Consider the following 25,004-nt stretch of genomic DNA (forward strand, 5'->3'; position numbering starts at 1 on the left):
CCCGGCGCGTCCCCGTGGACCTCGGGCCGTCAGTCGGCGGGCAGGGTGACGCGGATCAGGCAGCCGGCGCCGCCGCCGACCACCCGGATGGTGCCGCCGTGCAGGTCGACCGCCCAGCGCGCGATGGCCAGGCCCAGCCCGGTACCGCCGACCCGGTCCCGGGCCGGTTCGCCGCGGGTGAACCGCTCGAACACGCGCTCCCGGTCCTCCGACCGGATGCCCGGCCCCTCGTCCCGCACCTCCAGTACCACCTCGTGATCGCAGCGCCGGGCCCGCAGGCTCACCAGCCCGTTCGGCGGGCTGTGCCGGCAGGCGTTCTCGACCAGGTTGGCAAGCACCTGGTGCAGCCGCTGCGGGTCGGCCCGCATCGTCAGCTCCGGCGGCGTCACGTCGACGGCGAACCGCACCGGTGGGCCGGCGACGGAGGTCTGCGCCACCACTTCGGCGAGGAAGTCGGCCGCCGGCACCTGCTCGCGGCGCAGCGGCACCACCCCGGCGTCCAGCCGGGACATGTCGAGCAGTTCGGAGACCAGCCGGCCGAGCCGCTCGGTCTGGGCCAACGCGGTCTTCAGCTCGGACGGCTCGCTCACCCCGTCCACCACGTTCTCCAGCACCGCCTGCAGGGCCGAGATCGGGGTGCGCAGCTCGTGCGAGACGTTCGCGATCAGCTCGCGTCGCTGCCGGTCGGCCACCGCGAGATCCTCGGCCATCAGGTTGAACGCGCGGCCCAGCTGACCCACCTCGTCCGACGAGGTCGCCCGTACCCGCCGGGTGTAGTCGCCGCGGGCCATCCCCTCGGCGGCCGCGGTCATGTCCCGCAGCGGCGAGGTCATCCCGTGCGCCAGGATCTGCGTCACCGTCAGCGCCACCGCGACCGCGAGCACGGCGAGCAGCATGCCGAGCCCGTTGGTGCCGATGCCCAGCCAGAACACCCCGGACGCGGCGCAGATCGCGGCGGTGACCAGCACCCCGATCTTCAGCTTGATCGAGCCGATCCGGTCCAGCGGGCGGATCACGGCGCCGGCTCCAGCGCGTAGCCGACCCCGTGCACGGTACGGATCAGCCCCGGTCCGAGCTTGCGCCGCAACGCCTTGACGTGGCTGTCCACGGTGCGGGTGCCGGAGCCGTTCGCCCAGCCCCACACCTCCTCGAGCAGTTGCTCGCGGCGCAGCACCGCACGGGGCCGCTCGGCCAGCCGGGTCAGCAGGTCGAACTCGGTCGGCGTCAGGTGCACCTCGGCGCCCGACCGGGTCACCCGACGCTGCGCCCGGTTGATCGCCAGCTCCCCGACGGTGAGGATCTCGTCGCTGGTCTGCGCGGCCCGGTCCACCCGGCGCAGCAGCGCCTGCACCCGCGCGCACAGCACCCGCATGCTGAACGGCTTGGTGAGGTAGTCGTCCGCGCCGACACCGAGGCCGACCAGGTGGTCGGTCTCCGAGTCGCGCGCGGTGAGCATCAGCACCGGTACCGGCCGGTCGGCCTGGACCCGCCGGCACACCTCCAGCCCGTCGAAACCGGGCAGCATCACGTCGAGCACGATCGCGTCGGGCGGCCGCCGCCGGGCCGCGTCCACCGCGCCGGGGCCGTCACCGGCGAGTTCCACCTCGTACCCCTCGGCGCGCAGCCTGGCGCCGACGGACTCGGCGATCGTCGGCTCGTCCTCGACGACGAGTACCCGTCGCTGCTTCATGGAGAGGCAATCTATGCCGCCGCCGTGGCGGTACGCGACGTGCGCGGTGAAGATGTTGTGCCCGCCGCAGCCCTGGGCCGCGGCGGCCCTCCCGGCCCGGGTACCGGTCCGGCGTGGCCACCGCCCGGTGCCGCGGCGCGCGCGGTCAGCGCCCCGGTGGCCGACCCGACCCGCGGGCCGGCACACCGGCGACGGTCATCGACAGTGCCCGCCGCACTTGCACGGGCCTCCCGACTGGCAACCGCAGCTGCAGCTGGCGCCGCATCCGCAGCGGGTCGCGGCGAGCGGTTCGGCCAGCCCCACGCGCGGCTGGGCCGGTCGGGCCGGTGTCGCCTCGGGGTGCAGGCTGGTGGGGTGCGCGATCGGATGGTCGGACATCGGAGCCTCCGGTGACGAGGGTCGCGGACCCCCACATCATCGGCCGGGGAACCGGACGAATCGCCGACGATTGGTGTCGACTAGTGACAGATCGCGGACACTGCGTTACCGCTGGGTGCGGTACGTCCCGGGCGGTGCGCTGATGTGCACCGTGCTGGTCAGCCTGCGCCCGGCCGCGGCGTGGCCGGTGCTGCTGCTCGCGGTGCGGGACGAGCTGCTCGGCCGGCCGTGGCGCCCGCCGGCGCGGCACTGGCCGGACCGGCCCCGGCTGCTCGGCGGCCTGGACGAACAGGCCGGCGGCAGCTGGCTCGCCGTCGACCTCGACACGAACCGGATCGCCTGCGTACTGAACGCCGGCGGCCGGCCGGCCGAGCCGGTCGGGCGCCGGTCCCGGGGCGAGTTGCCGCTGTCGGCTGCCGCCGGTGCGGCCGGGCCGGCCGAGTTCACCGGGTACGACCCGTGCCACCTGCTGGTGCTCGACCGCGCCGCGCTGTGCGTGACGACCTGGGACGGCTACCAGCCGCACCGGTACCAGCTCGGCGCCGGCGACCACCTGTTCGTCAACCAGGGGCGGTGGCTCGGGCCGGCGGACCGGCGCTCGCCGCGGGCGGCGCACTTCGGGCCCCGCTTCGCGGTGGCGGCCCGGCCCGATCCGGCGCTGTCCGAGCCGGCCGGTGACGCGTGGGCGTCCTGGCTGGCGGTGCTCGACGACCCGGACGCGCCGGCTCCGGCCGACCCGCGGGCGCTGCTCCCGCGGTCCGTCCAGGACGACGGCACCGTGTGGGGCACCAGTTCGGTCACCCTGCTCGGGTTGGCCGCCACCGGCGAACTCCGGTACGACTTTCGCCCCGGCGCGGCGACCACGGCGGGCTGGCAGCCGATCGAGACCGGCTGACGGATGGTGGCGAGCCGCCGTGCCGAGCATGCCGGCCGCGGTAGGCGGCGCCTCCGCCGGTGTCGGCGACGGTCGTGGCAAGCGGGCATCGAAGGAATGGTGTCGTGCCGGAGCGCAAGAAGTGCTCGGCACTGTGGCGCCGCGCGGCACACCCCCCAGTTGTCGCGCGACGCCACCGCCGCCCGCGCCGTTCCGGCGCGGAGTTGCCCGTTTCCGTGCGGCGGTAACGGACTCGCTCAGTGAACGTCGATTCGGTGGCCCGCGTCACGACCCATGATCAACAATCACTCTCTGGTGTTACCCATCGATACGCAAAGTAGTCACGAACGCTCCGTTCCCCCCTATTCGGGGAGCAGCCCGATCGCCTGCTTGGCCGCCCGAACCTTGCGCCGCGCGATCTCGCGTGCCCGGGCTGCCCCGGCGCGCAGCACGTCACGGACGTGCCCCGGATCCTCGGACAGCTCCCGGTACCGCTTGCGCAGCGGCGCGAGCGTCTCCACCACCGCGTCGGCCACCGCGCCCTTGAGCTGGCCGTACGAGTGGAATCCGGCGGCGAGCGTGGCCGGGTCGTCGCCGGTGCAGGCGGCGAGGATGTCGAGCAGGTTCGCCACCCCGGGATGCCGGGCCGGGTCGTAACCGACCTCGGTGCCGGCGTCCGTGACGGCGCGCATCACCTTGCGCCGCAACACGTCCGGCTCGTCCGCGAGACGCAGCGAGCCGGCCACCGAGGACGCCGACTTGCTCATCTTCGTCGTCGGCGCGGTCAGGTCCATGATGCGCGCGCCGACCGGCGGATGCACCGCGCGGGGCACCGTGAACGTCTGGCCGTACCGGGTGTTGAACCGGTAGGCGACGTCCCGGGCGAGCTCGACGTGCTGACTCTGGTCGTCGCCGACCGGTACCTCGTCGGCGTCGTAGAGCAGGATGTCGGCGGCCATCAAGATCGGGTAGGTCAACAGCGACATCCGGATCTGCTGCTGCCGGCCGGACTTCTCCTTGAACTGGATCATGCGCTGCGCCTCGCCGTACCCGGTGGTGCACTCCAGCAGGTAGTGCAGCTCGGCGTGCTCGGGCACGTGCGACTGCACCAGGAACAGGTGCCGGTCCGGATCGGCGCCCGCGGCGAGCAGCAGGGTGGCGAACTCCAGCGTTCGCTCCCGTACCTGCGCCGGGTCGTGGTCGAGGGTCAGCGCGTGCAGGTCGGAGATGAACACGACGGTGTCGGTGTGCGGGGTGCCGTCGACGATCGGCCGGATCGCGCCCAGGTAGTTGCCCAGGTGCAGCACCCCGGACGGGGTGAATCCACTGATGCGGCGGGTCATGGTGCGGGCTCCTTGTCGGTGTGGGCCGACCGGCCGGCGCCGCCGAGGCGCGTACCCGCGAAACGGCCGCCCGAACCGGGCGGCCGCGTGCTTTCAGGGAAGTGCGCGGAGTGTGGTGCCGCCCGTCAGGGGCGCCACCAACCGAGACAGTCGAACCTCGTCCGCATGGCCCCATCGTAACGCACTCCGAGCCCCGGCAACCCGGCCCGACCGGTCGTGACCCCGGCCGTCGCAGCCGACCGCCGCCGCGCGCTGGCCGCCGTCGCGAGGTGGCCGCCGGTCGGCGGGTCGTGAGTGTTGGACTGCCCACCGTCACCGGCTGGTGCGGTACTGTCTGCGGGCCACGGCGGGGGCCTGGAGGTGGTGCATGGCCAGGGTACGGGCGGTTTTCGGGCAGGCGGTCGGCGCGCACCGGGAGGCGGTGGCGCAGCTGCGCGCGGCGCGCGCCGCGCTGGATGCCGAGCGGTCCGGGGACACCGCCGCCGATCGTGCCGCGCTCGCCGGGCGGGCCAGGCAGGCCGCGACCCGCCTCGCGCCGGGCTGGCTCGGCGCGGACTGGTCGGACGCCGGCGACCTCCCGGTCGGCCGCGACGTGTCGGCCGGCGCGCCGGTCCCGGTGCGGATCGGCACCGCGGTGCCGGCCGACGACCTGACCTACCCCGCGGTGGTGCCGTTGCTCGGGGTCGGGCACCTCGCGGTCGAGGCGGCGACGCCGGAGCTGTTCGCCGGCGTACTGCTGCGGTTGGTGGCCGCCGCGCCGGCCGGGCTGCTGCGGGTGTGCTGGCTCGGTGCGGGCCTGCCGGCACCGTTCCGGCCGTTGCGGGCCGCCGGGATGCTGATCGAGGCCGATCCGGACAACGCGCTGGCCGCCGCCGATCGCCAGCTCGGCCACGTCGCCGACGCAGTACGGGCCGGCCAGGATCCGGCCGGCCTGCCCTACCTGCTGGTGGTCGTCGCGCAGCCGGTGCCGCCGGCCCGGCTGCGGCCGCTCGCCGAGCAGGGGCCGGCGGGTCGGCTGCATCTGCTGCTGGCCGGCCAGTCGGCGCCGCTGCCGCACACCGTCTCGGTCCGGTCGGCGAGCACCGCCGCGGCGGGCGCGCCTGCCCGGGTGGCCGCGGGCGAGCCTGCCGGTACCGGCGAAGGCGGGCCTGCTGGTCCCGCCGCCGCGGGGGAGCCGGTCACGGTGTCCTACGGCGAGGTGACGGCACCGGCGGTACGGCTGGACCCGGCGCCACCGGCGGAACTGGTCACCGCGGTGTGCCGGCGGTTGGCCGGGTCGCTGCGGCCCGGCTTCGGGCAGCTGGTGCCGGGCACCCGGTGGGCCGAGCGGTCCGCGCCGGGGCTGCGCACGCCGATCGGTGTCGGGGTGGACGGGGTCGCGGAGCTGGTCTGTGCCGGGGCCACCCCGCACTGGCTGCTGGCCGGCGCCCCGCGGGCGGCCGGCGCGGTCGCGCTGACCGCGCTGTACGGGCTCGCCGCCCGGTACTCGCCGGACGAGCTTGCGGTGTACCTGCTCGACGCGACCGGGCTCGCGCTGTTCGCCGAGTTCGCGCCGAGCCGGGCGGATCCGAGCTGGCTGCCGCACGCCCGCTGCGTCGGCGCGGTGGACACCGCCGGCACGCTGCTGCCGGTACTGGAGACGCTGGTCGGCGAGGTCGCCGGCCGGCGCCGGCTGCTGGCCGGCGCCGGCTGTGCCGATCTCGCCACCGCGATGTCCACTGTAGACAGAGCAATGCCGCGGATCGTGCTCGCGCTGGCTGGTGCCGACAGTGCGGTGACGGCCGCTGCCCGGTCCGGACCGTCCGGACCGGTACCGAGGACCCGGTCCGCCGGTGCTTCGGCGGGGCGGGTCGAGGCGTTGCTGGCCGAGCTGGCGGAGACCGGTGGCCCGGTCGGCGTGCACCTGCTGCTGTCCGCGGAGCGACCGGCGGCGGCGGTGTTCGGCCGGCTACCCGGCCGGCTCGTGGTGTCCGATGTGGACGGTACCGCGGTGCTGGCCGAACGCACCGTGCGGCTGATCGACCCGTACGCGGAGGCAGCCCGGCGGGCCCGGTTGCGCGAGGCGCTGTGGCAGGCCCGTACCCCCGGGAGCGCGCCGCCGGAGGTGCCGCACGCGTCCGAGCCCACCAGCCTGGCGGGGGAGTGAGCGGTGGCGGACTGGGACGACTACCTGGACGCGACCCGGCGGCTCGGCGTCGCCGCGCCGATCCCGGCCGAGGCCGCCGCCGCGCACCAGCGGCGGATCGTCACGCTGTCCGACCAGGCGCTGACCCAGCGGGAGGAGCTGGCCGAGCAGGCCGGCCGGCTCCGGCTGCCGGCGCCCGACTTCAGTGCCGCGGGTCCGGGCGAGGTGCCGGACCTGCTCGACCCGGTACCGGTGGCGGACCGGCTGGGGCGGGCCGAGCAGCGGCTGCGGGACGCAGCGAGGAGCGGCGCGGAGGTCGACCGGCTCGCGGCCAGCCCGCCACTGCTGCCGTCGTGGCGACCGCGGCCGCGCGCCGCGGTGGTGTACGCGGCCTGCTCGTTCGCCGGGTTGGTCGGTCAGCTGGTGCTGATCTCGGTGGCCAGCCGGCGCGGCATCCTCGGCCAGATCTCGGTGTACGGCTGGACCTGTTGCGGTTTCCCGCTGCTGGCGTTCCTGGTCGGGGTGCTGCTGGTCGGCCTGGTGTGCCGGCCGCGGGCCGGTGGCGCGGTGCAGCGCACCCCGCGGCTCGGCGCCCTGATCTGCCTCGCCTCGCTGCCGGTGTACGTCCTGGTCGCCGCCGCGGCCGGGATGCTGTTCTGAACGCGGCGCCGGCCCGCCCTAGTGGCGGCGGGTGGCTCCCGCGCGCTCTGCCGAGCGGGCCCGGTCGGGTCACGGCATGATGAGCGGATGCCGTCTTTGACCCAGGCCGAGGCCGTCCGCCGGGCGGCGCTGCTCGCCGTCGACTCGTACGCCGTCGAGCTGGACCTGACCCGCGGCGACCAGCTGTTCGGCTCGGTGAGCCGGATCCGGTTCCGGTGCCACCAGCCGGGCGAGTCGACCTTCGTCGAGCTGACCGGCCGGCCGGTGGCGGCCACCCTGAACGGCGCGCCGATCGAGCTGGACCACCGGGACAACCGGGTCACGCTGCCGCCGCTGGCGGCGGACAACGAGCTGGTGGTGATCGCGGAGGGGGAGTACACCAGGTCCGGAGAGGGCCTGCACCGCGCGGTCGACCCGGCGGACGGCGAGGTCTACCTGTGCGCCTCGTCGGCGCCGGACAACGCGCAACGCGTCTTCGCCTGCTTCGACCAGCCGGACCTGAAGGCGACGGTGACGCTGTCGGTCACCGCGCCGGCGCCGTGGACGGTGCTCGGCAACGGTGCCGGTACCCGCGGCGCCACCGAAAGCGGCAGCGACGCCGGTGCGGTGGCGAGGTGGGAGTTCGAGCCGGTCGGGCCGATGTCGGTCTACCTGTTCACCGTCTGCGCCGGCACGTTCCACTCGCGGTACCGCGAGCACGACGGCATCGGCTACGGCTGGCACTGCCGGGCGAGCCTCGCCGAACACCTCGACGAGCAGGCCGACGAGTTGTTCACGCTGACCGAGCGGGCGATGGACTGGTACCAGCGCACGTTCGCGATGCGCTACCCGTTCGGCGCCAAGTACGACCAGGTGTTCGTGCCGGAGTTCCTGTACGGGGCGATGGAGAACATCGGCTGTGTCACGGTCCGGGACGAGTGGCTGTACCGTTCGGCGGTGCCGGACTCGGAGCGGCAACTGCGGGCGATGGTGATCGCGCACGAGATGGCGCACATGTGGTTCGGTGACCTGGTCACCCTCCGCTGGTGGGACGACCTGTGGTTGAACGAGTCGTTCGCCGAGTTCCTCGGGTTCCGGGTGGTCGGCGAGGTCAGCCGTTACGCGGACGCCTGGGGTTTCTTCGGCGTCTTCCGCAAGCTGCCCGGCTACCAGGCCGACCAGGGGCCGGCGACGCACCCGGTGGCGCCGACCGACGTACCGGACGTGGCGCACGGGCTGCTCAACATCGACGCGATCTCCTACCCGAAGGGCGCCTCGGCGCTGCGCCAGCTCGCGGCGCTGCTCGGCGAGGACACCTTCTTCGCCGGCCTGCGCGCGTACTTCTCCCGGTACGCGTACCGCAATGCGACCCTGGCCGACCTGATCGGCACCCTGTCGGAGGTCGGCGGCGTCGACCTGACCGGCTGGGCGGACCGCTGGCTGCGCACCACCGGCGTCGACGTGCTCACCGCGCACACCCGGGTCGACGCGGCCGGACGGTACTCGGCGGTCGAGGTGGCGCGGTCCGCCCCGGCCGGTGGCCCGGTTCGCCCGCACCGCATCCGGGTCGGCTGGTACCCGGCGACCGGCACCGGCGAGGGCATCCCGGTGACGCTGCCGCTGACCGACGACCCGGTGCCGGTGCCGGAGCTGGTCGGCCGGCCCGCCGCGGAGCTGTTGCTGCTCAACGACGCCGATCTGACCTTCGCCCGGGTCGACCTGACGCCGGCCGAGCTGGACCGGCTCGGCGCAGTCCTGCCGGCGATGCCGGACGCGGCGTCCCGCGCGGTGGTCTGGACCAACGCCTGGGAACTGGTCCGGGCCGGGCGGTGGCCGGCGGAGCGGTTCGTCGAGCTGGCCGCGACCGCGCTGCCGGCCGAGCCGTCGCCGGGGCTGCCGCCGTCGGTGTTGCGACTGTGCGAGCGGGCCGCGGACACGTACCTGCCGGCGGAGCGCCGGGATCCCGCCCTGCGGGTGCTGGCCGGGCTGGCCCGGGTGCTGCTGGCCGGGCCGCACCGGCTGCTCGCCGCGTCGGTGCTGGCGCGGTGCGCGGTCACCGACGAGGAACTGGAGCTGCTGGCCGACTGGCGGCGCGGCGAGCGGGTACCCGAAGGGGTACCGGTCGACGCGGAGCTGCGCTGGTCGATCCTGTTTCGGCTGGCCACGCTGGGGTTGGCCGGGCCGGCCGAGATCGACGCCGAGCTGACCGCGGACCACACCGCCGCCGGCGAGGTGGCGGCCACCCGGTGCCGGGCCGCGCTGCCCGACGTGGCGGCGAAGCGGGCCGCCTGGCAGCTGTTGATGGCCGACCGGTCGATCTCCAACCGGCACCTGGCCGCGGTCGGGGAGGGGTTCTGGCGGCCGGAGCACGCCGTGCTGACCGACGAGTACGTGCCGCGTTACTTCGCCGAGCTGCCCGGTACCGCGGCCTGGCGCAGTCCCGGCCTGCTGCTGGTCGCGGTCGGTTCCGGCTACCCGTCGACGGCGGTGTCGGAGCGAACCGCCCGGCTCGGCGCCGAACTGCTGGCTCGCGACGACCTGGCGCCGATGCTGCGCCGCAAGGTCGTCGAGGCCGACCACGAGATTCACGTCGCGCTCGCCGCCCGCGCCGCCGCCCGCTGACCCCCGCCGCACCCGGCACCCGACACGTCCCGCCCCGGCGCTGTTGATCATGGTGTCGTCCGTCGGGCAAGCGCTCTCCACCCCGACAACACCATGATCAACTCGGGGTGGGCATGATGGCGGGCATGCCGAGCCTGACCCATGCCGAGGCGCGTGCGCGCGCCGAACTGCTGACCGTCCGTTCCTACCGGGTCGAGCTGGACCTGACCCGGGGCGCGGACCGGTTCGGGTCGACCTCGACGATCCGGTTCGGCTGCACGCGACCCGGTACGGACACCTTCGCCGAGCTGCGCGGCACGCTGCGCCGCGCCACCCTGAACGGCCGCGAACTCGACCCGACCCTGGTCGGCAACCGGCTGCCGCTGCCGGACCTGGCGGCGGACAACGAGCTGGTGGTCGTCGCCGACGGCGACTACTCGCACACCGGCGAGGGGCTGCACCGGTTCGTCGATCCCGCCGACGGCAGCGCCTACGTGTACGCGATGAGTTTCCTGGACTGCGCGCAGAACATCTTCTGCTGCTTCGACCAGCCGGACCTGAAGGCACCGGTGACGCTCGCGGTGACGGTACCGGAGGAGTGGACGGTGCTGGCGAACGAGCGCGGCGCGCGGATCGACGCGAGGCGCTGGGAGTTCACCGAGACCCGGCCGATCGCCACCTACATGACCACGGTGTGCGCCGGGCCGTACGTGTCGCGCTACCGGGAGCACGACGGGATCCGGCTCGGCTGGCACGCGCGCGCCTCGCTGGCCGAGCCGCTGGCCGCCGCGTCGGACGAGCTGCTGGAGCTGACCGCGCGCTGCTTCGACGCGTACCACGCGCTGTTCGGTGTGCGGTACGGCTTCGGCGACACGTACGACCAGGTGTTCGTGCCGGAGTTCAACGCCGGCGCGATGGAGAACCCGGGCTGCGTCACGCACCGCGACGAGCTGCTGTACCGCTCCGCGGTGACCGACGCCGAGCTGGAGACGCGGGCGGCCATCGTGGCGCACGAGATGGCGCACATGTGGTTCGGCGACCTGGTCACCATGCGCTGGTGGGACGACCTGTGGCTGAACGAGTCGTTCGCCACCTACCTGTCCTACCGGGTGCTGCCGGCGGCGAGCCGCTACACCGACGCGTGGGCCGGCTTCGCCGGGCAGAACAAGCTCGCCGGCTACGCCGCCGACCAGTCCAGCTGGACGCATCCGGTGGCGCCGGACGAGGTGGCCGACGCGGACAGCGCGCTGGTCAACTTCGACCAGATCTCGTACCCGAAGGGCGCCTCGGTGCTGCGCCAGCTCGCCGCCTGGCTGGGCGACGAGGCGTTCCTGGCCGGCCTGCGGGACCACTTCGCCCGGCACTCGTACGGCAACGCCACGCTGGCCGACCTGGTCGACTCGCTGGCCGCGGCGAGCGGCCGGGACGTCGCCGGCTGGGCCCGGCAGTGGCTGCGCACCGCCGGTACCAACCGCCTCTCGCTGTCCACTGTGGATGGTCAGGTCGGGGTGCGGCAGCAGGGCGTGCACGGTGCGCCGCTGCGGTCGCACCGGATCGGCATCGGCGCCTACCGGCTGTCCGGCGGCGCGCTGGTGCGCGACCAGCGCGTCGAGGTCGAGATCGACGGCGGGTACACCGAGGTACCGGGACTGGCCGGCGACGCCGACCTGGTGCTGCCCAACGACGGCGATCTGACCTTCGCCACGGTACGGCTGGCCGAACCGGCGATGCGCGACCTGCCACGGCTGCTGCCGGCGGCGGCGGACCCGCTGACCCGCGCGCTGCTGTGGACGGTCGCCTGGGACGCCACCCGGGCCGCGGACCTGCCGCCGGGTGCCTTCGTCGACCTGGTCGCCGCCGCCGTACCGGGCGAGGCGTCCGCGACGCTGTCCACCACGATGCTGGCCAACGCGCGGAACCTGGTCGCCGACCGCTACCTCGATCCGGCGCGGCGGCCGGCGGCGCTCGCCACCCTTGCCGGCACCTGCCGCACCATGCTCGCCGACGCCGCACCCGGCAGCGGCCGGCAGCTTGCCGCGCTGCGCACCCTCGTCTCCTGCCTCACCGAGCCGATCGAGCTGGCCGCGCTGCTGGCCGGCGACCTGCCGGCCGGTGCCGTGCTGGACGCCGAGCTGCGCTGGCGGCTGGTGCGGCGGCTGGTCGTGCTCGGCGCCGCGGGCGCCGCCGAGATCGACGCCGAGCTGGCCCGGGACAACACCGGGCAGGGCGCGGTGCACGCGACCGGCTGCCGGGCGGCGCTGCCGGGCGCCGCGGCCAAGCAAGCGGCCTGGCGGTCGATGATGCACGACGAGACGCTCACCAACCGGCACCTGGAGGCGCTCGCCCGCGGGTTCTGGCAGCCCGAGCAGTCGGCGCTGACCGCGCCGTACGTCGAGCGCTACTTCGCCGACATCCTGCCCGCGACCGCCGACCGCAGCGGCGAGCTCGCCGGCCGGCTCGCCGGCTGGTCGTTCCCCGGGTACGCGGTCTCGGCCGGTACGGTCGCCGCCGCCGAGGCGCTGCTGGCCCGCGACGACCTGGCCGCGGGCGTCCGCCGTGCCCTCGCCACCGGCCGGGACGAGCTGCGCATCGCGCTGGCCGCCCGCTCGGCCTGAGCAGTCCGCTCGGCCTGAGCCACCCGGGCGGTCTGAGCCACCCGGGCGGTCTGAGCAGTCCGCTCGGCCCGAGCCGCCCGGGCGGTCTGAGCCGTCCGGGCGGCCGGCGCTGGTGGTATGAAGAGGTCCCGCCGCCAGGGAGGATCGCCGATGATCTTCGATCGCGCCGAACGGATGTCGACCGACGAGCGCGCCGCGCTGCAGCAGCGCCGGCTGCGGTCGCTGGTGGACCGGCTGCTCGCGGCCGACGGGCTGCAGGCCACCCGGCTGCGCGCGGCCGGCGTCGCCGGCGGCGCCGACCTGACCCTGGACGACCTGCCCGGGCTGCCCACGGTGCGCAAGGTCGACCTGTGGGAGCACTACCCGTACGGGATGCTCGCGGTGCCGCGGACCGCTCTCGCCGGCCTGCACGGCTCCTCCGGCACCTCCGGGCGGCCCACCATCGTCGGCTACACCGAGGCCGACCTGCGGCTGTGGGGGCAGGTGATGGCCCGGTCGCTGGCCGGCGCCGGCATCACCCCCGACTCGCTGATCCACAACGCGTACGGGTACGGCCTGTTCACCGGCGGCCTCGGCGTGCACCACGGCGCCCGCACGCTCGGCGCGGCCGTGCTGCCGATCTCCGCCGGGACGACCTCCCGGCAACTGCGGCTCATCACCGACCTCGCCCCGGACGCGCTGACCTGCACCCCGTCGTACGCGGTGTATCTGGGCGAGGCGTTCGCCGCGGCCGGCGTCGGGCCGGACGAGATCAGCCTGACCGTAGGGGTGCACGGCGCCGAACCGTGGACCGACGCGATGCGCGACAAGATCGAGGCGCTGCTGGGCATCCGCGCGCTGGACATCTACGGCCTGTCCGAGATCATCGGCCCCGGCGTCGCCTGCCAGACGCTGGACTCCGGCAGCTGGCTGCACGTGCAGGAGGACCACTTCTACGTCGAGGCGCTGGATCCGAACGGCGACACGCCGGTACCCGACGGCGAGCTCGGCGAGCTGACCTTCACCACGTTCACCAAGCAGGCGCTGCCGCTGCTGCGGTACCGCACCGGTGACCTGGCCCGGCTCGATCGCGCGCCGAGCCCGGACGGGCGTACCTCGGTGAAGATGAGCCGGATCGTCGGCCGCGCCGACGACATGCTGGTGGTGCGCGGCGTCAACGTGTACCCGAGCGAGATCGAGTCGGTGCTGCTCGCCGACCCGGCGGTGGCCGCGCAATACCTGCTGGTGCTCGACACCCGCACCGCGCAGACCCGGCTGGTGGTCTGCGGGGAGCTCGCAGCCGACGCCGACCCGGCGCCGGTCGTCGCCCGGCTATCGGCGGCCCTGCACGAGCGGCTCGGGCTGCGCTGCGACGTGCGCGTCGGTGCTCCCGGCACGCTGCCCCGCACCGAGGTCGGCAAGGCGGTCCGGCTGCGCCGCTGGGAGTCCGGCGAGCCCCCGCTGCCCGACCTGGCCTGACCGCGTCGCCGGCACCCGGCGGCGTCCCGGGACGCTGGCTCGGCGCCGGTCAGGGGCTGGATACGATGCGCGGATGCAGCAGCAGAGGCGGCGCCGGGTGGGGATCATGGGCGGGACGTTCGACCCGATCCACCACGGGCACCTGGTCGCCGCGAGCGAGGTCCAGGACCGGTTCGGGCTCGACGAGGTCGTGTTCGTCCCGACCGGCCGGCCCTGGCAGAAGGAGCACGAGCGGGTCAGCCCGGCCGAGGACCGCTACCTGATGACGGTGGTCGCGACCGCGTCCAACCCGCGGTTCGCGGTCAGCCGGGTCGACATCGACCGGCCGGGGCCCACCTACACCGTCGACACCCTCAACGACCTGCGGGAAAGCTACGGCCCGGGGGTCGAGTTCTACTTCATCACCGGCGCCGACGCGCTCGCCGCGATCCTGTCCTGGAAAGACGCCGAGCGGATGTTCGAGCTGGCGCACTTCGTCGGCGTCACCCGCCCCGGGTACGAACTGTCCGCCGCGCACCTGCCGAAGGCCAGCGTGTCGCTGGTCGAGGTGCCGGCGATGGCGATCTCGTCCAGCGCCTGCCGCCGGCGCGTCCTCGACCGCAAACCCGTGTGGTACCTGGTACCCGACGGTGTGGTCCAGTACATCGCGAAGCGGAAATTGTACCGAAATGGGCCGGTCGATCCGCCCCGCTGATGTGAGAGGCTGTAAGGCGTCACCCGCAGTACGGAAGGGGATCCGTGGCCGCCACCGAACACGCCCGTGAGCTGGCGCTCTCCGCCGCCACCGCCGCCGCCGACAAGAAGGCGGAGAACATCGTCCTGATCGACGTCAGCGAGCAGCTGGTGATCACCGACGTGTTCCTGCTCGCGTCCGCGCCGAGCGACCGGCAGGTCAAGGCGATCGTCGACGCGGTCGAGGAACGGCTGCTCGCCGCCGGCGAGAAGCCGATCCGGCGCGAGGGCCAGCGCGACGGCCGCTGGGTGCTGCTGGACTACGCGGACGTCGTGGTGCACGTCCAGCGCAACGAGGAGCGCACCTACTACGAGCTCGACCGGCTCTGGCGCGACTGCCCGGTCATCCCGTTCACCGACCCCGCCGTCGTCGCCGAGGCCGGGGATTCTGGTCGGTGACCCGGCTGCTGATCTGCCGGCACGGCCAGACCGGCTGGAACGCGGACGGTCGCATCCAGGGCCAGACCGACATCGCGCTGTCCGAGGTCGGGCACGCCCAGGCGGAGAAGGCCGGCGACCTGCTGGCCGCCCAGCACCCCGACGTGCTCGTCGCGAGCGACCTGCAGCGCGCCACCCAGACCGCCGCGGCGATCGCCGCGGCCACCGGCCTGACCGTCACCACCGACCCGCGGCTGCGGGAGCGCGGCTACGGGCCCTGGGAGGGGCTGACCGACGACGAGCTGGCCCAGCGGTACCCGACCGAGTTCGCCTGCTGGCGGGCCGGCGAACCGGTCCGCGTCGACGGCGTCGAGGAACTCGCCGAGGTGTCCGGGCGGATGTCCGCGGCGCTGCTGGACGCGGCGGGGCGGGCCCCCGGCGGCACGGTCGTGGTGGTCACCCACGGCGGCGCCGCCCGGCGCGGGGTCGGTGCGCTGCTCGGCTGGCCGGACGGCGTCGCCTCCACCCTCGGCTCGCTGGCCAACTGCCACTGGAGCGAGCTGCGCCGGGGCCGGGCAGGCTGGCGGCTCATCGCGCACAACCTCGGCGCCTGACCCGCGCCGTCCGTCCCTCGTCGGCATCGGGCGGCGCGGCTACCGGATCCATCCGGCCCGGTGAATCCGGGGGATTCGCGCGGAACCTCCCGGCACCTTCGCACGTCCAACCGACATGAGTGTTGACGCGAGGAACCGGAACCGGGACACGGCGACGACACACCTGCCGACCGGCCACCGACCTGTCCGTACCGCGGGGTTGGCGCTGCTGGTCGCGGCACTGGGCGGGATGCTGCTGACCGGCTGCAAGTCGGGCGGCTCGCAGGCCGCCGGATCACCCTCGCCGAGCAGCTCCGGTTCGGCGAGCGGGACCGCCGCGCCCAGCCCGTCCGGCAGCCGATCCGCGGTGCCGACCCCGTCGACCGGCGCACCGAGCCCCAGCGCGCCGGCACCGACGAAGAGCTCGACCGCCACCGTCACGGTCCGTACCTACACCGGGACCGTGACCCAGGGCGTCGAACCGGGCTGCACGATCCTGCGCGGCTCGGGCGGCACGTACGAGCTGGTCGGCGCGGACGCGGCGGCGAAGAAGGTGTTGCGGCCGCAGGCGTCCGTCGAGGTCCGCGGCTACATCGAGCACGGGCTGATGAGCCACTGCATGCAGGGCCAGATGCTCAAGGTGGTCTCCGCGAAGGCCCGCTGACCCCCGCCGGGCCGCCGTTGCCGCAGCACCGGAGCCCCGGCTGACGGTGGCCAGTGGTGGGCCGGCTGCTGGTGGCCGGGTGTGGCCGGGTGTGGCCGGGCCCATGGTGGCCAGTGGCGGCCGGCCTGGTGCCTGGATGGCGCTGCCCGGGCCTCGCGTGGCCCGTTCCGGGTGGCCGGATCGGTCGGACGGTGGCCGCGGTGTCCGGTCGTCGATGTTCGGCTTTGCGACGTCGGACTGCACCGGGCTGCCGCGACGGTCGGGCCGGGGCGGTCGGAATGCGGGGTGACTAACACTCGCGGGGCGAATTCGCCAGTCTGTCCACAACGCCGGTGGTTGTCCACAGATTCCGTATCGGCGGCGGCAGCCGGCGCCACCGGCTGCCTAGGGTCGCCGCGTGTTCGCCTCCCGCCGCGCCGAAATCCTCGCCGAGACCACCCGCATCCGGTTGCACCGGCTGCTGCCCGCCCAGCCCGCAGCGCGCCTCGGGCCGCCGCCCGGCGCCCCCATCGAACCCTTGCCGAGACCGCTCGTACCGGCGCCTCGCGCCCCGCTGTCGTCCGGGTCCGGCTCCCGCGCTTCGCGATCGAGCCCGGCCCCCGTCGTTCCCCCGGACGCGGCCGCGTCCCCGCACACCGCGGTCGGCACCGCCGCCCAGGACGATCGGGCGGTCGCCGCTGGCCTGGCGCCGGCGTCCGGCTGGGGCGGTGCCGATCAGGTCGCCGGCCAGGGCATCGTCGCCGAGCAGGTGGCGTCCGCCGAGCAGGTCGCGTCCGCCGAGCCGGACGCAGCCGACCCAGAAGCGGTGGTCCCCGATCGGCGTTCCGTCGCCGAGGCGGCGGCGACCTCCGACCGGGCCATCGCCGGTTCGGGGCCGGAACGCCGGGTTCGGACGGCCGAGTCCGGGCGCTGGACCATCGTCGGTTCGGTCCCGTACCGGCGACACCTCCACTTCGACCGCGCCGCCACGACCGACGCGTCGGCTCGGCCGCTTCCTGCTGCATCCGCTCGCATCGGCTCCGTACCGGGCTCCGGGGATGCGCTGGCTGGGCCCGGACTGCCCGGAGCCCCGGCCGGGTCTCGCCTGGCCGACGCCGAGCCGGCCGGAGGCGAGCCGTTGGGGACCGAGCCGGTGGGGCCCGAGCCGGTAGGGACCGAGCCGGCCGGAACCACGCCGGCATGGGCCGAGCCGCCGGGGGCCGAGCCGCCGGGGCCGAGCCGCCGGGGGCCGAGCCGTTCGGCCCTCAGCTCGCCGAGACGGCCGAGTTCCAGCTGGCCGAGACGGCCGAGTTCGCCTCGATCGAGCGGCTCGGAAGCCGTGACCGGGCAGGTTCGAAAGCTGCCGATGCCGGTGCACCGCGCGCCGGCGCCGAGCGAGTGGAGGTGGTCGATCTCGACGGGGCGGGCCCCGGCGAGCGGGCCGGCGTGATGGTCGGATCCGCCCGGCCGGATGGCTGGTTCGACCGCTCGGCGCGGCTGCTCGGCGTCCGCCACGCGTTGCTGGATCCGGGGCGGCGCGGCCTGCGCGCGATCGTCGTGCTCGCGGTCGTGGCGGTCGTGGTGGCCGGTGTCGTGGCGTGGCGGCTGCGTCCGGTGGCAGATCCGGTCGAACCGCCGCGGGTGCCAGCGGCCGAGCCGACCGGCCACCCCACACCCTCGGCGACCGGCGAGCTGGTGATCTCGGTGGTGGGCAAGGTCCGGCATCCCGGCGTTGTCCGGGTGCCGGCCGGGTCACGGGTCGCCGACGCGGTGCGGGCGGCGGGCGGTGCGCTGCCGGGCACCGACCTCGGCCTGCTCAACCAGGCCCGGCGGCTCGTCGACGGTGAGCAGATCGCGGTCGGCGTCACCCCGCCGCCGGACGCCGGTGGCGTCGGCGGCCCGGGTGGCTCGGCCAACCCGGGGCGGAAGGTCGACCTCAACACCGCCACCGCCGATCAGCTCGACACGCTGCCCGGCGTCGGGCCGACACTGGCCGAACGGATCATCGCCTTTCGGACCGAACACGGCGGCTTCCGATCGGTCGAGCAGCTCAAGCAGGTCAGCGGCATCGGTGACGCCCGTTACGCGGATCTCAAGGACCTGGTGACGGTCTGATGGGCACGCCGTCCGCCGCTGGCCGGGGTCCCGCTGAGCCGACACGTGCCAAGGGCTCCTCGGCGGACGGCAGGTCGCACCCGCGTCGCGGCCCGGATCTGCGCCTGGTCGGGGTGGCCACCGGCTGCTGGTTCGCCGTGCTGGCGGCGATCCGGGTGCCGCCGTCCGCCGCCCTGGCCGGTGCGGTGGTCGGCTTCGTAGCCGCCGCCGGGGTGCTGGCGTTCGCGGTGCACCGCAAGCCGCGACGAGAAGCCGTCACCCGAACCGATCCCGGCCGCCTCGCCGTGGTGCTCCGGCTGCTGGTGTCCGTGCTGCTCGGCGCCGGGTGTGGCGCGCTCAGCACCGCAGCGCACACCTACCCCGCCCAGCTGGAGACGCTGGCGGCTCCGATCCGTGCTCACCGGCTGGTGCATGCCGACCTGACGGTCGCTGGTGATCCGCACGCCATCGCCGGCAGCGCCTTCGGCACGACCTGGCTGGTGCCGGCGACGCTGACGAGGTTCGCACCGGCGGCGGGCGGGCCCACCGTCCGAGCGCACGTCAGGGTCATCGGGTTCGGCAGCCAGCCGAGCTGGCGCTCGGTGCTTCCCGGTCAGCGGGTGGCGGTCACCGCCCGGTTGTCGCCGCCGCAGCGCGCCGACGGCACCGCCGCGGTCCTGTCGATCACCGAGCCGCCGAAGCGGCTCGGCGATCCACCCTGGTACCAGCGGGTCGCCGCCCGGCTCCGGGCCGGCTTGCAGGTAGCCTGCCGCGGGTTGCCGTCCGCCTCGGGCGGCCTGCTGCCTGGCCTGGTCGACGGGGACACCAGCCGCCTCGACCCGATCGTGCACGCCGACTTCGCGACCGCCGGGATGACGCACCTGACCGCCGTGAGCGGCTCGAACCTTGCGATCGTGCTCGGGTTCGTGCTGCTGGCGGCTCGCTGGGCCCGGGCCGGCCCGCGGGTCGCCGCGCTGGTCGGCGCGGCGGCCACGGTCGGGTTCGTGGTCCTCGTCCGGCCGGATCCGAGCGTGCTGCGGGCCGCCCTGATGGGTGGCCTGGGATTGCTCGCACTGGCGCTGCACCGGCCACGGGCGGCGGTTCCCGGCCTGGCGGCGTCGGTGTTCCTGCTGCTCCTCGTCGACCCCGCGCTGGCCGTGCAGCTCGGGTTCGTGCTCTCCGCACTCGCCACCCTGGGACTGTTGTTGTTCGCGCCGGCCTGGCGGGACGCGCTCCGTCGACGCCGCGTGCCAGGCGGCATCGCCGAGGTGGTCGCGGTGTCCACCGCCGCACACGTGGCCTGCGCGCCGGTGATCGCGGGCTTCGCCGGCACCGTCGGCCTTCTCGCCGTGCCGGCCAACGTGCTCGCCGAACCCGCGGTCGCACCGGCCACCGTGCTGGGGCTGGCCGCGGCGATCGCCTCACCTGTGTCGCCGACGGCGGCACATGCCCTTGCCTGGCTCGCCGACTGGCCGTGCCGCTGGCTGGTGCTGGTCGCGCACGGCGTCGCGGGCGCACCCGCCGCCACCCTGCCGTGGCCGGTGGGTGTGCTCGGCGCCGTACTGCTCGCCGTGATCCTGGTCGCCGCGGTCGTGGTTGCCGGCCATCGCACGGCGCGCCGGCTGCTGCTGGTCGTGGTGATCTGCGTGGTGGCGGGCGCCGCGCCGGTGCGGTGGCTCGCCGGCGGCTGGCCGCCGGATCGGTGGGTGTTCGTCGCCTGCGACGTCGGCCAGGGTGACGGGCTGGTGCTTCGGGCCGCCCCCGGACAGGCCGTGGTCGTCGATGCCGGACCGGAGCCGACCGCGATCGACGGGTGCCTGCGCCGGCTCGGCATCCGGTCCGTGCCGTTGTTGGTGTTCACCCACGACGACGCCGACCACGTCGGCGGCGTCGCCGGCGTCTTCGACGGCCGGCAGGTCGGCGCGGTCGGGGTTTCCCGTTTCCGCGGTACGAACGGGGGCAGGGCCCGGGTCGAGCGCGCCGCCGGCGCGCACGGACTGCGGCCGTTCCCGGTCCCGCCCGGCTGGCGTTACCGAGCGGGTGGCCTGGCGCTGACCGCGCTCGGCCCGCCGGAGCCGATGACCGGCACCGAGTCCGACACCAACAACAACTGCGTGGTGCTCCGGGCCGTGGCCGGGTCGGTATCGATCTTGCTGACCGGCGACGCCGGCCCGGAACTCCAGCAGGAGCTGCGGGTCGACGGTGCACCACTGCACGCCGACGTGCTGAAGGTTCCGCATCACGGAAGCGTCCACCAGGATCCGGACTTCGTCGCCGCGGTGGGGCCGAAGGTCGCGGTCGTCTCGGTCGGTGTCGACAACGACTACGGGCACCCGAACCCTGGCCTGCTGGCGAGGATCACCGCGGCCGGCATCCGGGTGGTGCGCACCGACCGGGACGGTGACGTGGCGGTCGTCGATACCGGTCGTGGCCTGGCGGTGGCCCGGCGGGGACCGCCCCCGGGCCGTGCGCCGCCGAGTGCCCGGGCGCTGCCACCCGCGGTGACTCGGCCTGCACGCCGTTCGCCGCGCCGCCGGGGCCCGGGCTGCCGCCGGGGAACGGGGTATCGAACGATCGCGGCATTGCGTGGCTTCGGAGCGGCTCGACGGCGCAGGGCGGGGACGCGCGCGGGGGCGACCCGACCCGGTGTCGTGCCGGTCGGGGTGGCCGTGTGTCGCGCGGTCTCGACGCTCGTGGCGCCACGTCGGGCGACGTGGCCGGGCGCCGCGAAGGGCGGCGGCGTGCGGCGCCACGGCTGGCGGGGATCATCGGATGCCGCCTGATCCGGCTACTCACGGAGTCACGTCTGGCCGGGCGCCGTGAAGGGCGGCCGCTCGCGGCGGCGGATGGCCGGGTGCCGCCGTGAAGAGCGGCTACGCGCGGCGTCACGTCGGGCGGGGTGGCCGGGTGCCGTGACGGGCGGCTGCTCGGGGCGGCACGTGGCCGGGTGTCGCGGATGCCGAACAGCGCCCGGCGGGTCGACTGCCGGGACCCGGGCGGTCGGGGACGTGCCAGGATGGGTCCGTGAGCCAGACACCACCGCTGATTCGCCTGGTCCTCGGTGACGAGGAGTTGCTCGCCGCGCGCGCGGTGTCCGACGTGGTCGCCGCGGTCCGGGCGATCGAGCCGGACGCGCAGCCCACCGAGCGGGACGCGAACGCCCTCACCGCCGGTGAGCTGGCGGCGTTGACCAGCCCATCGCTGTTCGGGGGGCGACAGGTCGTGGTGATTCGTGGTGCCCAGGACGCCAAGAAGGACCTGGCCGCGGCGCTGCTCGGCTACGCGGCCGCGCCGGCCGACGACGTCTGCCTGGTGTTGACGCATGCCGGCGGGAACAAAGGCAAGGCGCTCGCGGACGGGCTGCAGAAGGCGGGCGTCGAGGTGGTGCGCGCCGCGCGGATCACCCGGCCGCGGGAGCGGGTCGGCTTCGTGCGTGACGAGGTGCGAGGTCTGGGCGGTCGCTGCCCGGAGGACGCCGCGGAGGCGTTGATCTCGGCGGTCGGCAACGACCTGCGGGAGCTTGCGTCCGCCTGCGCGCAGCTGGTCGCCGACACCGGCGGGCGCCTCACCGTCGACATCGTCAACCGCTACTACCAGGGGCGATCGGAGGTGACCGGGTTCACGGTGGCGGACGCCGCCATGGTGGGCGACTTGGCCGCGGCACTGGAATCGTTGCGCTGGGCGCTCGCGATCGGCGTCGACCCGGTGCCGATCGCGGACGCGCTGGCCGACGGGGTGCGCACGGTGTCTCGGGTTGCCGGCGTGCGCGGTAATCCGTACCAGTTGGCATCGAAGCTGGGCATGCCGGCCTGGAAGATCGAGCGGGCTCAGCGGCAGGCGCGAGGCTGGTCACCGGAGGGGCTGGCCGCGGCGATGCACGCCGCCGCCGCGGCCAATGCCGAGGTCAAGGGCGGTGCGGACAACAGGGGGTACGCGCTGGAACGGGCCATCCTCGCGGTGGCCGGTGCCCGCGGTCGCTGAGCCGCCCGCCAGACTCGCCTCGCTGCCTCGCTGCCTCGCTGCCTCGCTGCCTCGCTGCCTCGCTGCCTCGCTGCCTCGCTGGTGGTTTGGCGGCGCTCGGACGGCGCGCGGCGGGGCGCCGTACCGCCGGCGGGAACCGTGCGGCACGAGCGACGCGAACCGGCAGGAGCAGGGCGCCCACGTGCCGAGCAGCGACGGCGTCGGGCGGGTACGCCAAAAGCGGGGTCGCCGAACATTGGAGCGATGTCGGCGGGCCCCGCTGGGCGTGCTTGGCGCCTCGCCGCCGTCAGGCGGAGATCTGCTGGAACTGCTTGGCGATGGCCGACTTGCGGTTCGCCGCCTGGTTCTTGTGGATGACGCCCTTGCTCACGGCCTTGTCCAGCTTGCGCGACGCGTCACGCAGGGCGGTCTCGGCCTTCGCCGAGTCGCCGGCGTTGGCCGCCTCATGGAACGAGCGAATCGCCGTCTTCAGCGACGACTTGACCGCCTTGTTGCGCTGGCGGCGCTTCTCGTTCTGCCGGTTGCGCTTGATCTGGGACTTGATGTTCGCCACGCGACAGCCTTCAGTCTTGGTCGGTACGGGTCGGGGTCTGCCTGCTGGCAGATAGTGCGCGCGCGTCCATGACGCGGCGGCACACACGAAGGATCAGGCTACCAGCCGCTTCGCCCGCGGTCGCAGCGGCCGTGCGCCCGCCCGGTCGGTACGGTGTGGGGTGGTGCCGACGTGGCCCGGCCGATTGTGCGGTGAATGCGGCATTCGTGCCCTGGATCCGGGTTGGTCGGGTGCCGCGCGGCGGCACCGCGCCGCTGCCGGGTGCGCGGTCCGCCGGCCGTGGGAGCATGGACGGCGCCGGCACGCCAGCCCCGGTGGCGCCGGTACCGCCGACCGGCCACGGCGTGCCCGAGACCCACGACGTGCCTCGAACAGAACGGACTCCGCGTGCCACACCAGCTCGATCCCGGTGTCACGGATCCGCAGCGGATCCGCAACTTCTGCATCATCGCGCACATCGACCACGGCAAGTCCACCCTGGCCGACCGGATGCTGCAACTGACCGGCGTGGTCGACCAGCGACAGATGCGCGCGCAGTACCTCGACCGGATGGACATCGAGCGCGAGCGTGGCATCACGATCAAGTCCCAGGCGGTCCGGATGCCGTGGACCGTGCGCGAGGGCGACCTGGCCGGCGAGCCGTACGTGCTGAACATGATCGACACCCCCGGGCACGTCGACTTCACCTACGAGGTGTCCCGCAGCCTGGCCGCCTGCGAGGGTGCGGTGCTGCTGGTCGACGCGGCGCAGGGGATCGAGGCGCAGACGCTCGCCAACCTGTACCTGGCGCTGGAGAACGACCTGCACGTCATCCCGGTGCTGAACAAGATCGACCTGCCGGCCGCGCAGCCGGAGAAGTACGCCGAGGAGATCGCGCACCTGATCGGCGGCGACCCGGCGGACTGCCTGCGGGTGTCCGGCAAGACCGGCGAGGGTGTGCCGGAGCTGTTGGACGAGATCGTCCGCCAGTTCACCCCGCCGACCGGCGACCCGGACGGGCCGCCGCGGGCGTTGATCTTCGACTCGGTGTACGACATCTACCGCGGGGTGGTCACCTACGTGCGGATGGTCGACGGCCGGATCGAGGCCCGGGACCGGTTGACGATGATGTCCACCGGCGCCACCCACGAGCTGCTGGAACTCGGCGTCATCTCGCCGGAGCCGACCAAGTCGCCGGCGCTGGGGGTCGGTGAGGTGGGCTACCTGATCACCGGGGTCAAGGACGTCCGGCAGTCGAAGGTCGGTGACACGGTGACCGCGCTGGCCCGGCCGGCGGCCGAGCCGCTCGGCGGCTACTCGGATCCGAAGCCGATGGTCTATTCCGGGCTCTATCCGATCGACGGCTCGGACTACCCGGCGCTGCGTGACGCGCTGGACAAGTTGAAGCTCAACGACGCCGCCCTGGCGTACGAGCCGGAGACCTCCGCGGCGCTCGGGTTCGGTTTCCGCTGCGGCTTCCTCGGTCTGCTGCACCTGGAGATCATCCGGGAGCGGCTGGAGCGCGAGTTCAATCTCGACCTGATCTCCACCGCACCCAACGTGGTCTACCGGGTCGAGCTGGAGGACAACACCGAGCACACGGTGACCAACCCGAGCGAGTACCCGACGGGCAAGGTCGCCGCGGTCCACGAGCCGGTGGTGCGCGCCACCGTGCTGACACCCAACGACTTCGTCGGTGCCGTGATGGAGATCTGCCAGAACCGTCGCGGCAAGCTGCTCGGGATGGACTACCTGTCCGCCGACCGGGTGGAGCTGCGCTACACGCTGCCGCTGGCGGAGATCATTTTCGACTTCTTCGACCAGCTCAAGTCGCGCACCCGCGGGTACGCCTCGCTGGACTACGAGCCGTCCGGCGAGCAGTCCGCCGACCTGGTGAAGGTCGACATCCTGCTCAACTCCGAGCCGGTCGACGCGTTCAGCGCGATCGTGCACCGGGACAAGGCGTACGCGTACGGCGTGCAGCTGACCACCAAGCTGCGCAAGCTGATCCCGCGGCAGCAGTTCGAGGTGCCGATCCAGGCCGCGATCGGTACGAAGATCATCGCGCGGGAGAACATCCGCGCGATGCGCAAGGACGTGCTCGCCAAGTGCTACGGCGGTGACATCACCCGTAAGCGCAAGCTGCTGGAGAAGCAGAAGGAAGGCAAGAAGCGGATGAAGATGGTGGGCCGCGTCGAGGTACCCCAGGAGGCGTTCATCGCCGCGTTGTCGACCTCGGATGGCCCGGAGCAGCCGAAGAAGTAGCCCGCCGCCTGTCCACTTCGGAGGGACGAGGGCCGCCGCCGGGGCGACGAGCGGTACCGGGGT

Annotated in this window: 18 protein-coding genes; 14 read left to right on the plus strand and 4 right to left on the minus strand. The window is 74.3% G+C overall.

The window, feature by feature from the left end; all coding sequences use genetic code 11:
• Nucleotides 1-29: 29 nt before the first annotated feature.
• Complete coding sequence (locus Athai_RS06280) at nt 30-1,016, minus strand: HAMP domain-containing sensor histidine kinase (RefSeq protein ID WP_203960607.1); 987 nt, start codon at nt 1,014-1,016, stop codon at nt 30-32.
• Nucleotides 1,013-1,690 carry a response regulator transcription factor gene (locus Athai_RS06285; RefSeq protein WP_203960608.1) on the minus strand — a complete coding sequence of 226 codons (678 nt, stop codon included), beginning with the start codon at nt 1,688-1,690 and terminating at the stop codon, nt 1,013-1,015. Before Athai_RS06285 ends, Athai_RS06280 begins: the two co-directional genes overlap by 4 nt.
• A 493-nt stretch (nt 1,691-2,183) precedes the next feature.
• On the opposite strand from Athai_RS06285, the gene Athai_RS06290 reads away from it, so the two are divergent.
• Nucleotides 2,184-2,963: an NRDE family protein gene (locus Athai_RS06290; protein WP_203960609.1), complete on the plus strand. Its 780-nt coding sequence runs from the start codon at nt 2,184-2,186 to the stop codon at nt 2,961-2,963.
• A 341-nt stretch (nt 2,964-3,304) separates the two neighbouring features.
• Here Athai_RS06290 and trpS read toward each other — a convergent pair whose 3' ends face one another.
• On the minus strand, nt 3,305-4,285 hold the full coding sequence (gene trpS / locus Athai_RS06295) for a tryptophan--tRNA ligase (RefSeq protein ID WP_203960610.1): 981 nt from the start codon (nt 4,283-4,285) through the stop codon (nt 3,305-3,307).
• 367 nt (nt 4,286-4,652) lie between these two features.
• On the opposite strand from trpS, the gene Athai_RS06300 reads away from it, so the two are divergent.
• The 12 genes from Athai_RS06300 (at nt 4,653) to holA (ending at nt 22,144) form a co-directional block, all read left to right on the plus strand.
• On the plus strand, nt 4,653-6,431 hold the full coding sequence (locus tag Athai_RS06300; RefSeq protein WP_203960611.1) for an FtsK/SpoIIIE domain-containing protein: 1,779 nt from the start codon (nt 4,653-4,655) through the stop codon (nt 6,429-6,431).
• A gap of 3 nt (nt 6,432-6,434) precedes the next feature.
• Nucleotides 6,435-7,070, plus strand: a complete 636-nt coding sequence (locus Athai_RS06305; protein WP_203960612.1) for a hypothetical protein — start codon at nt 6,435-6,437, stop codon at nt 7,068-7,070.
• An 87-nt stretch (nt 7,071-7,157) separates the two neighbouring features.
• On the plus strand, nt 7,158-9,671 hold the full coding sequence (gene pepN / locus Athai_RS06310; protein ID WP_203960613.1) for an aminopeptidase N: 2,514 nt from the start codon (nt 7,158-7,160) through the stop codon (nt 9,669-9,671).
• Between the two features lie 125 nt (nt 9,672-9,796).
• A complete protein-coding gene (gene pepN / locus Athai_RS06315) occupies nt 9,797-12,265 on the plus strand; it encodes an aminopeptidase N (protein ID WP_203960614.1) in 2,469 nt (822 codons plus the stop codon).
• A 150-nt stretch (nt 12,266-12,415) separates the two neighbouring features.
• Nucleotides 12,416-13,723: a phenylacetate--CoA ligase family protein gene (locus Athai_RS06320; protein WP_203960615.1), complete on the plus strand. Its 1,308-nt coding sequence runs from the start codon at nt 12,416-12,418 to the stop codon at nt 13,721-13,723.
• Nucleotides 13,724-13,796: 73 nt separating this feature from the next.
• A complete protein-coding gene (gene nadD, locus Athai_RS06325; RefSeq protein ID WP_203960616.1) occupies nt 13,797-14,417 on the plus strand; it encodes a nicotinate-nucleotide adenylyltransferase in 621 nt (206 codons plus the stop codon).
• Nucleotides 14,418-14,461: 44 nt separating this feature from the next.
• Nucleotides 14,462-14,854, plus strand: coding sequence for a ribosome silencing factor (gene rsfS / locus Athai_RS06330; RefSeq protein WP_203960617.1), 393 nt, complete (start codon nt 14,462-14,464; stop codon nt 14,852-14,854).
• Nucleotides 14,851-15,447 carry a histidine phosphatase family protein gene (locus Athai_RS06335; protein ID WP_203960618.1) on the plus strand — a complete coding sequence of 199 codons (597 nt, stop codon included), beginning with the start codon at nt 14,851-14,853 and terminating at the stop codon, nt 15,445-15,447. The genes rsfS and Athai_RS06335 overlap by 4 nt, the downstream gene beginning before the upstream one ends.
• Before the next feature lie 115 nt (nt 15,448-15,562).
• Entirely contained in the window at nt 15,563-16,090 is a 528-nt protein-coding gene (locus tag Athai_RS06340) for a hypothetical protein (RefSeq protein WP_203960619.1), read from the plus strand.
• Between the two features lie 1,179 nt (nt 16,091-17,269).
• Nucleotides 17,270-18,184, plus strand: a complete 915-nt coding sequence (locus tag Athai_RS06345) for a ComEA family DNA-binding protein (RefSeq protein ID WP_239156754.1) — start codon at nt 17,270-17,272, stop codon at nt 18,182-18,184.
• A complete protein-coding gene (locus Athai_RS06350; protein WP_203960620.1) occupies nt 18,184-20,946 on the plus strand; it encodes a ComEC/Rec2 family competence protein in 2,763 nt (920 codons plus the stop codon). The genes Athai_RS06345 and Athai_RS06350 overlap by 1 nt, the downstream gene beginning before the upstream one ends.
• Before the next feature lie 241 nt (nt 20,947-21,187).
• Nucleotides 21,188-22,144, plus strand: a complete 957-nt coding sequence (gene holA / locus Athai_RS06355; RefSeq protein ID WP_203960621.1) for a DNA polymerase III subunit delta — start codon at nt 21,188-21,190, stop codon at nt 22,142-22,144.
• Nucleotides 22,145-22,430: 286 nt separating this feature from the next.
• Here holA and rpsT read toward each other — a convergent pair whose 3' ends face one another.
• A complete protein-coding gene (gene rpsT, locus Athai_RS06360) occupies nt 22,431-22,697 on the minus strand; it encodes a 30S ribosomal protein S20 (protein ID WP_203960622.1) in 267 nt (88 codons plus the stop codon).
• Nucleotides 22,698-23,084: 387 nt separating this feature from the next.
• On the opposite strand from rpsT, the gene lepA reads away from it, so the two are divergent.
• Nucleotides 23,085-24,941, plus strand: a complete 1,857-nt coding sequence (lepA, locus tag Athai_RS06365) for a translation elongation factor 4 (RefSeq protein WP_203960623.1) — start codon at nt 23,085-23,087, stop codon at nt 24,939-24,941.
• Nucleotides 24,942-25,004 lie beyond the last annotated feature (63 nt).

The sequence above is a fragment of the Actinocatenispora thailandica genome (assembly GCF_016865425.1).
In the GTDB taxonomy this organism is placed as follows: Bacteria; Actinomycetota; Actinomycetes; order Mycobacteriales; family Micromonosporaceae; genus Actinocatenispora; species Actinocatenispora thailandica.